This window comes from Streptomyces sp. ID05-39B (genome assembly GCF_033794725.1).
Lineage (GTDB): Bacteria > Actinomycetota > Actinomycetes > Streptomycetales > Streptomycetaceae > Streptomyces > Streptomyces bobili.
The window spans coordinates 1-12,140 of the sequence record NZ_JARGEF010000246.1; the positions used below are offsets into that span (position 1 = coordinate 1).

Consider the following 12,140-nt stretch of genomic DNA (forward strand, 5'->3'; position numbering starts at 1 on the left):
CCCTCCGGCCGACCTAGGCCGCTACACCTACTCCAACACCAACTACGTCCTGCTCGGCCTGGTCGTCGAACAGGTCACCGGCCGCTCCTACGCCACGGGCCAGGAGCGCGAGCAGCGGCCGTATCACGGGGTTCCCTCGCCTCCCCTTCCGCTTTCTGTCCCTGTTCCTGTTCCTGTCCTTGGTGTGGGCCCATCATGCAGGGTGGGCCGGGAGGCGCGGGACCGGGTCCATGGGCGGGCTTCGTGACGCGTGTGTGGTCGCCGTGAAGCCTCCCGGAGGGGCTTTTCACACACCGGGTGGGGCCGGGTTCCGCTCATTGGCCGGACTGTGCTGCACCTTCTGGCCGGAATGCGCCGGTCCTGATGCGCCCTGAGGGGCCCCCTGGGCGTCGGGCACTTGTCGGGTGAGGGACAATGAAGGCTCTGTCAGGGCGGGTTGCATGAGGGGACGCATGTCGGAGGCGGAGCGGGCGGGAGCATCCCGTCAGGACAAGAGCGCACGTCTCCTCGCCGGGCGGTACCGGCTGGGAGACGTACTCGGCCGCGGCGGCATGGGGACGGTGTGGCGCGCCGAGGACGAGACCCTCGGACGCACGGTCGCCGTCAAGGAGCTGCGGTTCCCGGGGAACATCGACGACGAGGAGAAGCGTCGGCTGATCACTCGGACGCTGCGCGAGGCCAAGGCCATCGCGCGGATCCGCAACAACAGCGCGGTGACGGTCTTCGACGTGGTCGAGGAGGACGACCGGCCGTGGATCGTGATGGAGCTCGTCGAGGGCAAGTCGCTCGCCGAGGTCATCCGTGAGGACGGCGTGCTGGAGCCGAGGCGCGCGGCGGAGGTCGGGCTCGCGATCCTCGACGTGCTGCGGTCGGCCCACCGTGAGGGCATCCTGCACCGCGACGTGAAGCCGTCGAACGTGCTGATCGCCGAGGACGGCCGGGTCGTGCTCACCGACTTCGGCATCGCCCAGGTTGAGGGCGACCCGTCCATCACCTCGACGGGCATGCTCGTCGGCGCGCCCTCCTACATCTCCCCGGAGCGCGCCCGCGGTCACAAGCCCGGACCGGCGGCCGACCTGTGGTCGCTCGGCGGCCTGCTGTACGCGGCGGTCGAAGGGACACCTCCGTACGACAAGGGTTCCGCCATCGCGACGCTCACCGCGGTGATGACCGAGCCGCTGGACGAGCCGAGGAACGCGGGTCCGCTGCGGGACGTCATCTACGGCCTGCTCACGAAGGACCCGGTGCGGCGGCTCGACGACGCCGGGGCGCGGGCGAAACTGAACGCGGTGATCCACGCGCCGGACCGCCGGGAGGCCGAGGCGGCGGACGCGACGAAGGTCGTGCCGTTGCCGACGCAGCCGGAGAGCGTGGGAAGCAGGGCGGGTTCGTCGACGAGTCCGTCTGCCGGTTCGTCCGGCGGAGAGGCGGCCGAGAAGCTGCGCGGGGCCCTGCGGTCCGTGCGCAAGGCCGCTGTCGCGGCCGGGGCGGCCACCTCGGCCGCCGCCGGCCGGGCCAGGTCGTCGAACGCGCCTGGCGTGTCGGGCGGGTCCGGTGCTTCGGGGGCATCGAGGTCCCTGGGCACGCAGGAGGAGACGCGGGGCGGTGCGGCCACCGGGGCCGTCACCTCGGCGGCTGCCGTGGCGGCCACCAAGGCCGAAGGGACCGCCGCCGGGAAGGCGACGACCACCGCGGCCTCCGTCACCGGTGCTGCCGTCACCGGTGCCTCCGCCTCCGTGCCGGTCTCCCGCAGCGCGACCGGAGCGGCCCCCGGCCAGGGCGGGGCGAGCGGTCGGCCCGCGCAACGCAGTTCGGGATGGCCCGTGATGACGCCGCCGGATCTGCCGCCGCGGCCGGTGCCCAGGGCACCGCTGACCGACGTGGTGCCGAAGCGGACGCTGGTGATCATCGCCGTGGTGGTGGCCCTAGCCGTGCTCGGAACCGTGCTGGCCCTCACCCTCGGTGGCGGCGAGGACGACCCGGACGGGGCGAAGGGCGGCGGCGGTTCCCAGGCCGTCGCCAGCGACAGTGCCGCCGCCGACACCAAGGACGACGAGGACAGCGGGGCGCGGGCGGACGGCTCGGCGCCGGAGTCCGCGGCGTCCGGATCGGCCTCCGGCAGCAGCTCACCCAGCAGCACCGCCGCGGCCGGCGGGGCCGGTTCTGGCACCTCCGGCAGCGGAGCCGGCGCGGCCGTGACGACCTACGTGAGCAAGCAGGGCTACACGATCGGGCTGCCGACCGGTTGGAAGTACCAGTCCACCAGCGGTGCGGGGGATCGTTTCGCCGGGCCCGACGGGCAGAAGCTGCTGGTCGGGTGGACGACCACGCCCAAGGACGACCCGGTCGCGGACTGGGAGAACCAGGAGCGCTCCATGAAGCGCTCCCAGTACAAGAAGGTCCGCATAGAGAAGGTGGACTACCGCGGCTGGAACACGGCTGACTGGGAGTTCACCTACTCGGAGAGCGGGACCGCGTACCGCACGATCGACCGCGGATTCGTGGTGAACGACCACCTCGGTCATGCCCTGATGCACACGGCGAAGTCGGCCGCGTGGGGCGGCGATCTGCGGGTGAGCACCTGGAAGACGTTCACGGAGACGTTCACGCCGAAGAGGTAGGGCGGGACGACTGGCCGCGCCGGGCGCGCCTGCGGGAGGCGCTCGGTGCGGACGTCGGCTGCCCGCGGCAGATGTTCGCTGCGGAGGTCGGCAGGTGTGCGGGAGGCGCTCGGGGCGGGTTCGGTGTGTCCAGATCTCGCATCCCCTCTTTGCGGGTTGCCTCCGGCACGTATCGTGAGTGGCTGCGGACCGTACGCATCCAGCTGTCCGGCTGGATCCGGCGGAAGCGGTCCGTGTGGCGAACGGATCTGACCGACCGGGCGGCCGGGGGAGGCATCGTGGACGAATATGCGGGACGGGTACTCGCCGACCGCTACCGACTGCCGCTGCCGCCGTCCGACGAGTACGAACTCACCGAGACCCGGGCCTTCGACACCTACAGCGGGCAGGAAGTCCTGGTCCGGCAGGTGCCGTTGCCTGAGGTCGTCGAGGCCGAGGTGCTCGACGCCGAGGGGCTGCCCCAGGGGTTCACGGCACGGGAGCGCGGCGCGCGCCGGCCCATGAGGGGCACCAGTGCGGAGGCGAGTACACGCCGCCCCACCGATCCCGTCGTACGGCGGGCCGTCGAGGCCGCGCAGGCCGCCGCGAGCATTCCCGACCATCCGCGGCTCGACCAGGTCTTCGACGTGTTCGCCGAGGGCGGTTCCCTGTGGGTCGTCAGCGAACTGGTGTCCGCCCGGCCGCTGGCGGCGCTGCTCGCCGAGAAGCCGCTGACGCCGTACCGGGCGGCGGAGGTCGCCTCCGACGTGCTCATGGCGCTGCGGGTGCTGCACGCGCACGGCTGGGTGCACCGGAACATCACCGCGCGCACCGTCCTCGTCTGTGACGACGGCCGGGTGATGCTGACCGGGCTGGCGGTCGGAGCGGCGGAAGAGGCACTGTGCGGGTACGACCCGGTGCCGGTGGACGAGGAACAGGCGCAGGAACAGGGCCAGGCGCAGGCGCAGATACAGGCACCGGAGCGGAAGGTGCAGCAGCCGCACCTCGGCGCTGTGGATCCCGAGGCCGCTCGGCGGGCTGCGATCGAGGCGCGGGCCGCCGGTGGGCTGCCCGCCGCGGCACCCGAGGCGACGGGCGGGGCCTCCGGTGCGGTGGCCCGCAGACCCGCCGAGACGGGCGGGGACATCCGGGCCGCGCGGGCGGGGGCGATCGCCGCGTACCGCGCGGGCGCGCGGGCCGCGGCGCGGGTGCACGAGGCGCAGCAGGACGGCCGGACGGCGCTGCCGGGTGCCCGTACTCCCGTCGACGGCGACACCGGTACTGGTACCGGGAGCGGTACTGCTATCGCGGGTGCGGCGCCTTCGCCGTACGTCCTCGGCAGTGGTCGGGCGCAGGGGCCGGGGGGCGTGGGAGGTAGGCCGCCCGGGCAGATCGCCGATCCCTACGGCGTGGCCGGCCCACCGGCTCCGGCGGCGCTCGGGACCGGAGCGCCGCCCGTGCCGGCGCAGGCCGGCGGGGGACCTGCCAGGACGCGGTGGGACGAGCCGTCCGCCGGGGCCTCGGTGCGGCGCGGGCCGGCCACGGCCCTGGCGGCCGAGCGGGCGCGGCAGGCGCGGATGGCCGTCGTCGGGCCCGTCACGGAGCGGTGGGCGCCCGAGCAGGCCGGGCCCGTGCACGAGAACTGGCAACTGGCCGCGCCCATCGGGCCCGCGACCGACCTGTGGGGGCTCGGGGCGCTGCTGTTCCGCGCCGTGCAGGGGCACGCGCCGTATCCGGAGGAGTCGACGGCCGAGCTGGTGCAGTTGGTCTGCGCCGAGCCGCCCGCCTTCGCCGAGGAGTGCGGCCCGCTCCGGCCGGTCGTGGAGTCGCTGCTGCGCCAGGATCCCACCGAGCGGCTGGACTTCGAGGAACTGAGCGGTTGGCTCCGTTCGCTGGTCCGCTCGGCGCCCGAACCCGAGGCGGGCACCTACGTCGTCGCCGCACCGCCGACCGACCCGCGCCGTCTGCCGATCGTGCGCCGCAGGGGCGAGCTGGTGCGCAGACGGCGCACCGGGCTGCCCGCGCCGCACGGGCGGCACAAGCGGGGCCGGGCGGAGCCGGGTCGTTCGCCGCGCAGTCTGGGCCGCACCCTGGTCGTGGTGGTGCTGCTCGTGCTGGCGGCGGCGGTCGCGTACGCGGTGATGTTCATGCCCAAGGCCGGCGAGGAGGGCACCGGCAGCGCGGGCGGCGCGGAGCGGACCGGATCCGCGGGCCAGGCGAACCCGGCGCCCGACGCGAGCAGCGAGCCCCGGCCCGACGACGGAAGCCCCGACGCAAGCCCTCCCGCCTCGGGCGCCAGCCCTTCCGCGTCCGCCTCCGGCGCAACCGAGACGCAGTCCGGCGGCCTGCCCGGCGGCTTCACCCTGCGCAAGGACGCCGAGGGCTTCCAGCTCGCCGTCGCCGACGGCTGGGACCGCACCCCGAAGAACGGGCGCGGTCAAGTCGTCTACACGCACGCCGGTTTCGAGCTGATCGTGGTGCCGGGGCGGGACTCCGCGGCGCAGTACGGCAGCGACCCGATGGTGTACCAGCGGGAGAAGGAGAGCGAGTTGCAGCCGTACCGCGACTCCAGCTGGGCCACCGCCTCCGGCCTTCGCACCATCCAGGTGGGCGGACGGACCTCCGCCGAGGGGCAGTTCACCTGGACCGGCGGCGACGGGCGCGAGCTGTTCGTCCGCAATGTGGCGCTGCTGCTCGACGGGCGGTACCACGTCGTGCAGCTGCGCGGTCCGGAGGCCGAGCGGGACGAGGTGACGCGGCTGTTCGAGCAGGCGTCGGCCAGCTACCGCTACACGGGCTGAGCGACCGGTCAGTAACCCCGCCGGTCGGCCGGTCGGCGTGAATGGTTCCGTCACGGAGGCGGAAGCGACAACCGTCACAGTGCGGTGTCCTTGGCCCCCCGCTGGTTCCCCGGAAGCGGGCCGGTCTTTACGCTGACCCTGTCAAGAGCATTGCGGGGCAACGTGAATCAGATGCAGGGCCTGCTCGTCGCGGGCCGTTACCGGCTCGTCGACGCCATCGGCAGCGGAGGCATGGGCCGCGTATGGCGCGCGCACGACGAGCTGCTGCACCGGGCTGTCGCCCTCAAGGAGCTGACCGCCGCGCTCTACGTCTCCGAGAGCGACCGTACGGTCCTGCTGGCGCGGACCAGGGCCGAGGCCCGCGCGGCCGCGCGGATCAACCACTCCGCCGTCGTCACCGTGCATGACGTCCTCGAACACGACGGCCGTCCCTGGATCGTGATGGAGCTGGTCGAGGGCCGTTCGCTGGCCGACGCCGTCAAGCAGGACGGGCGCGTCGAGCCGACGGAGGCCGCCCGGATCGGCCTGTGGGTGCTGCGGGCCCTGCGCGCCGCGCACTCCGCGGGCGTCCTGCACCGTGACGTCAAGCCCGGCAATGTGCTCCTCGCCGACGACGGCCGGGTCCTGCTCACCGACTTCGGCATCGCCCAGATCGACGGCGACACCACCATCACCCGCACCGGAGAGGTCGTCGGCTCGGTCGACTTCCTCGCCCCCGAGCGGATCCGCGGCCACGACCCGGGCCAGTCCTCCGACCTGTGGGCGCTCGGCGCCACGCTGTACACGGCGGTGGAGGGCCTCTCGCCGTTCCGCCGCACCTCGCCGCTGTCCACGATGCAGGCGGTCGTCGAGGAGGAGCCCGCCGCCCCGCGGTACGCCGGCCCGCTCGCACCCGTCATCGCCGCGCTGCTGCGCAAGGAACCGGCCGCCCGCCCCGACACGGACGGTACGGAACGCCTGCTCGCGGAGGCGGCGGAGGGCCGTCGGCCCGACGAGGCGCAGGCCTACATACCGACGCAGTACGGGGGGCCGGCGGGGCACGGCACGCAGGGTGGCGAGGCCACCGGCGGCCAGACAGGCGCGGCGACCGGCGCGGCGTCCGGCGGGGCTGCCCGCACGAGCGGCAGCGGAACGCCGTACCCGCCCTCCGGTCCGTACGCCGGGGCGGCTTCCGGAGCGCACGCCGGCGCGGCGACCGCCGTCCCTGCCGCTTCCGGCACGCACGCCCAGCCCGTCGCCGGCGGCTCGACCGCCGTCGGCCCGACAGGGCTGGGGTCCGGCGGGCCCGCGCCTTCCCAGAGGCCGCCCCGGCGTCGCCGGCTGCGCGTCCTCGCGCTCGTGGTCGTCGTCGCCGCGCTGGTCGGAGGCGGTACGGCCATGGCCCTGCGGACCTGGGGCGGCGACGGCACGGCGCAGGGCTCCGGCTCGCAGAGCCCCAGCCGGACCCCCACGGGCGAGGAGTCGTGGCAGGGCACCGGACCCGACTCCTGGAAGGACATCCACGACCCCCTCGGCTTCCGGCTCTCGCTGCCTCAGGGCTGGCAGCGGTCGGTGTTCCAGGACGACGGCGACCTCAAGCAGATCGACTACTCGCCCGACGGTGGCAAGCACTTCGTGCGCATCGCCATCGACGCCTCCCCGGACTTCGACGACCCCTACGCCCACCAGCTCGACCTCCACCAGCAGCTCAAGCGGCTGGTCGACTACGAGAAGGTCACCCTCGAGCGGAACACCTACCGCGACCGCGAGGGCGCCCGGTGGGAGTACACCTGGACCGCGCTCGCCAAGGATTCGGAATTCCCCGGTCCGCGGCACGCGATCGAGGAGACGTACATCTCCCGGGACGGCATCGAGTACGTCATCTACATGTCCTCGCCCGCGAAGGACTGGGCGCGCACCGCACGGCAGTTCACCTCGGTGCTCCAGAGCTGGCGGGAGCCGCCGAGCACCCCCTGAACCCAGCCCCGCTCCGGCGGGCGTGCCCCGTGCGCGAGTTGGCCGGTCGGCGCCCCGGAGGCGCGGCGTCCGGTGGGGCATGATGGGCGCATGGGGACCGAGGGGGACGACGTCCGGGTCATCGCGGGTCGCTACCGGCTGGAGGCGAGGCTCGGGCGCGGCGGCATGGGGATCGTGTGGCGGGCGACGGACCGCCTGCTGGGACGGCGTGTCGCGGTCAAGGAGCTGGTCCAGGACGACGCCGTGTCCGCGGAGCAGGCCCGCGCCCGCCGCGACCGGACCCTGCGCGAGGCCCGCGCGGTCGCGCAGCTCAGCCACCCGCACATCATCGTGGTGCACGACGTCGTCGAGGAGGACGAACGGCCGTACATCGTCATGGAGTTGATCGAGGGCGGCTCGCTCGCCGACCGGATCGCCCAGCGCGGCCCGATAGACCCGCGTGAGACCGCCCGGATCGGCGCCGACCTGCTCGGCGCCCTGCGCGCCGCGCACGCCGCCGGGGTGCTGCACCGGGACATCAAGCCCGCGAACGTCCTGGTCGACTCCGCCACCGGCCGCGCCGTCCTCACCGACTTCGGCATTGCGCAGGTCGCGGGCGCCACCACCCTCACCGAGACGGGTTCCTTCGTCGGCTCGCCCGAGTACACCGCGCCGGAACGCATGTCGGGGGAGCGGACCGGTCCCGCTTCCGACCTGTGGTCGCTGGGGGCGCTGCTGTGCACGGCGTTGAGCGGCGAGTCGCCGTTCCGCCGCGACTCGCTCGGCGGCATCCTGCACGCCGTCGTCTTCGCCGACATCCGTACGCCGCCGCAGGCCGAGCCGCTCCTGCCGGTCGTGCGGGGGCTGTTGGAACGGGATCCGGACCGGCGGCTGACCGCGGAGGAGGCCGAGCGGATGCTGCGCGCCTTCCTGAACACCGGGCGTACGCCGTCGGGCCGGACCGGGTACACGCCCACGCAGGCCGACCTCCCTCACCAGCGGCCCGACCGCCCGGCCTCGGACCCGCCGCTCCGCGAGCGGTCCAAGCGGGGCGTACTGGTCGCCGCGCTGCTGGTCGCCGCGATGGCGGGCGCGGGCGTGTCCGCGGCGGCCCTGCTGCTCGACCGCGAGGGCAACGGACGCGACACGCCGTCGACTTCGGCACCGGGAGCGCCGGGTGTGACGAGCGGGCCGCCGGGGGAACCGAGTGCGACGGGTACGGCAGGTACGACGTCCAGCGGCACTCCCAGTGGCACCCACAGTGACACTCCCAGCGGTACGCCGACGCCCTCCCACGGGCGCCCCACCGCCCCCTCCGGCTATCGCGTCGTCGACGACCCGGCCGGGTTCGCGCTCGCCGTGCCGGAGGGGTTCACCCGTGATCCGCAGGGCGAACGGGTCTTCTACCTGTCTGCGGGGCAGGTCTTCCGGCTCGGTATCAAGATCACCGTGCCGCAGCGGGGAGGCCCCCTCGGCGTGATGGAGCGGGCCGCGGCCGAGGGCCCGGACACCAACCCCGGTTACCGTGACGGCCGCGTCACCGAGACCACCCGCGCCGGCCGGCCGGCCGCTCTCTGGCAGTTCACCTGGAACGGCTTCGACGCGGCCGAGGGTGCCCGGCACACGTACGACCTGTGCTGGGAGGACGGCGGGCGGCTGTACGACGTGTGGGTGTCGGCGCCGGTCGGGAAGGCGCGCGAGGCACGGGAGTACTTCGACGTGGCGGTCGACACGCTCGTACCGGAATAAAGGGCAGATAAAGGGCGGTTCGCGTCACGGGTCTGTGACCGGTGAGGGTTGCCGGTGGATATCGGCCCGCCTGGCGCGATATGGATGGACGCATGAGCCACAACGGGGGACCGGGCCACGGAGCCGACGAGACGACGAGTTTTGTTCTGCAACCGCCGGTTCAGCAACCGCCTGCTCCGCAACCGTCGGTTCAGCAACCGCCTGCTCCGCAACCTCCGGTTCTGCAGCCGTCTCAGCAGCCGGATGGGCGGCCGGATGGGCAGCAGCCTGCGCGAGCTCCTCAGGTCCCGCACCCCGGCAACCCCTACGCGATGGCCACCCAGGTCGCCTCCGCACCGCAGGAACCCGGTGTCGGGCGGCTCATCGCGGGCCGCTACCGGCTCCTCGCCAAGCTCGGGCACGGCGGCATGGGCACCGTATGGCGGGCCAAGGACGAGACGGTGGACCGGGAGGTCGCCGTCAAGGAGCCGCGCGTACCGGACCACCTTCCCGAACGTGAACGGGCCAACGCGTTCGAGCGCATGCGGCGCGAGGCGCGGGCCGCGGCCCGGCTCGACCATCCGTCCGTCGTGAACGTCCATGACGTCGCGGTCGTCGACGGGCAGCCGTGGATCGTGATGGAGCTGATCCACGGGCGGTCGCTCGGCGGGGCCCTGGAGGAGGGCACCCTCGGCGTGCGCGAGGCCGCCCGGATCGGCCTGGAAGTGCTCGGGGCGCTGGAGGCCGCCCACGCGGCGGGCATCCTGCACCGGGACGTGAAGCCGGACAACGTGCTGCTCGGCCGGCACGACCGGGTCGTCCTCACCGACTTCGGCATCGCCCAGATCGAGGGCGAGACCAACCTGACCGACACCGGCGGCTTCGTCGGCTCGCCCGAGTTCATCGCGCCCGAGCGGGTGCTGGGCCAGCGCCCCGGCCCGGCGTCCGACCTGTGGTCGCTGGGCGTCGTGCTGTACGCGGCGACGGAGGGCGTCTCGCCGTTCCGCCGCAGCAACACCCCGGCGACCCTCCAGTCCGTCCTCAACGCGGCGCCCGCGCCACCCGCCGCCGCGCAGGGACCGCTCGCCGAGGCCGTCAACGGCCTGCTGGAGAAGGACCCGGCCCGCCGCCCGCAGGCCGCGCAGGTCCGCGCCCTCCTGGAGCGCGCCGCGAACCCGCCCGCCCCGGCGCCCACCCAGATGGTCACCGCGCCCGTGGTCCTGGCCCCGGACGCACAGGGGCCGATCGGCGGCTGGTCCGTCAGGGCCACTGCCGGGCGCGCCGGCTGGGGCCTGCGGGTCGGCACCAGGCTGTTCTGGACCGGGCTCGGCGCGACCGTCGTCGCCGCCGCGATCGCGGCCTGGCTGGTCGTCGCCGACCCCTCCGGCGGCGGACTGCCCGCCGACTGGAAGACGAGCGCCCAGAAGGACGTCACCGCGACGCTGGCGGTACCGAAGGACTATGTGCTCGGTAAGCCGGAGGAGACGGACGACGACCACTGGGTCAGCTTCACCGACCCGAGCGGCGCCATCTCCGTCGTCCTGGCCGTCGAGCGCAAGGCGGAGGACACCAGCGGTGCCATCAAGGACTCCGCGGCCGCCGAGATGTACGAGGACAACGACGACTACAAGACCAACGGCAGGTACGCCCTCGACATGCCGAAGGCGCCGAAGACCTCCCCGGACGCCAACGCCGAGTACCAGGGCAGGCCGGCCGCCGAGAACACGGTCGCCTACACCAGCACCGACACCCGGAACCCCCTCCCCCGCGAGATGCGGACGCTGTACTACAAGTCCACCGCGGGCGACATGTACAAGCTCACCATCGCCTACCCCGGCAAGGGCGACTTCACGAAGCGGGGCCAGGAGGTCGCGGCCACAGCGATCGCCCACCTGAAGGTGGACAAGCTCTGAGGCCCTGCTCGTGGTAGTCATGTGCCATGAGTGACGACGGGGAGCGCGAGGGCTTCAACGGCCGTACCGTCGGCGGGCGTTACCGGCTGCTCGAACGCATCGGCTCGGGTGGCATGGGCACCGTGTGGCGGGCCCGCGACCTGCTCATGGAGCGTGAAGTGGCCGTCAAGGAACCCCGGTTGCCCGGGGACCCGCAGGACGAGTTCCACCGCCGGGCCGCCCACCGGCTCTACCGTGAGGTCCGCGCCGCCGCGCGCGTCGACCACCCCTCCGCGGTCTCCATCCACGATGTCGTCGTCGAGGAGGGCGAGGGCCTGCCGGACGGACTGCCGTGGATCGTCATGGAGTTGGTGCGCGGTGAGTCCCTGCACGAGGTGCTGCGACGCGGCCCGCTGGACCCGCCCGAGGCCGCCCGGATCGGCCTGGCCGTCCTGGGCGCGCTGCGCGCCGCGCACGCCGTCGGCATCGTCCACCGGGACGTGAAACCCGCCAATGTGCTGCTCGGCCCGCACGGCCGCGTCGCCCTCACCGACTTCGGCATCGCACACATCCAGGGCGAGGAATCCCTCACCCTCAGCGGTGAGTTCGTCGGCTCCCTGGAGTTCATCGCCCCCGAGCGGATGTCCGGCCGCGGCGCCGGTCCCGCCTCGGACCTGTGGTCCCTCGGCGTCCTGCTGTACGCCGCCGTCGAGGGCTGGTCACCCTTTCGCCGTACGACGGTGGAGTCCACGCTCGCCGCGATCCTCGCCGCCGATCTCCCCGAGCCGAAACAGGCCGGTCCCCTCGCCCCTCTCCTCATACGCCTCCTCGCCCGCGACCCCGACGAGCGGCCGGCCCCGGCGGAGGCGGCCGAGGCACTGGAGGCGGCGACCCTCAGCGGCTGGCCGGCACCGTCCACCACCGCCGAACCGACGGAGCCGCAGGACACGGCGGGACTGCGGGAGTTCGGCGACGACGTGGGCACGATACGGATCGGCGCGGAGGCGGAACCCGCGGGAGAGCCGGAGAAGCCCACCGGTCCTCAGCCCGGTCCTCAGTCCGGGCCTCAGTCCGGGCCGGATCGAGAGCCGGGTCCCGACTCGGGTCCCGACTCGGATCCCGACTCGGATCCCGACCCCTCGGCCGAAGCACCCTCGCAACCGACCCCCACTCCGACCCCGGCC

General features: G+C 73.7%; 6 protein-coding genes and 1 pseudogene. All 7 read left to right on the forward strand.

Annotated elements, in window-relative coordinates; all coding sequences use genetic code 11:
* A pseudogene (locus tag P1P75_RS34150) lies at window positions 1-247 on the forward strand (hypothetical protein); the annotation flags it as partial.
* A gap of 205 nt (window positions 248-452) precedes the next feature.
* Window positions 453-2,621, forward strand: a complete 2,169-nt coding sequence (locus P1P75_RS34155; protein WP_319262867.1) for a serine/threonine-protein kinase — start codon at window positions 453-455, stop codon at window positions 2,619-2,621.
* Between the two features lie 278 nt (window positions 2,622-2,899).
* Window positions 2,900-5,401 (forward strand): protein kinase, encoded by a 2,502-nt coding sequence (locus P1P75_RS34160; protein WP_319262861.1) that lies wholly within the window; start codon window positions 2,900-2,902, stop codon window positions 5,399-5,401.
* 171 nt (window positions 5,402-5,572) lie between these two features.
* On the forward strand, window positions 5,573-7,357 hold the full coding sequence (locus P1P75_RS34165) for a serine/threonine-protein kinase (RefSeq protein ID WP_319262862.1): 1,785 nt from the start codon (window positions 5,573-5,575) through the stop codon (window positions 7,355-7,357).
* Between the two features lie 90 nt (window positions 7,358-7,447).
* Window positions 7,448-9,085, forward strand: coding sequence for a serine/threonine-protein kinase (locus tag P1P75_RS34170; RefSeq protein WP_319262863.1), 1,638 nt, complete (start codon window positions 7,448-7,450; stop codon window positions 9,083-9,085).
* Between the two features lie 92 nt (window positions 9,086-9,177).
* Window positions 9,178-10,977, forward strand: coding sequence for a serine/threonine-protein kinase (locus P1P75_RS34175; protein ID WP_319262864.1), 1,800 nt, complete (start codon window positions 9,178-9,180; stop codon window positions 10,975-10,977).
* Between the two features lie 26 nt (window positions 10,978-11,003).
* On the forward strand, window positions 11,004-12,140 hold a 1,137-nt coding region (locus tag P1P75_RS34180; protein ID WP_319262865.1), incomplete at its 3' end, for a serine/threonine-protein kinase.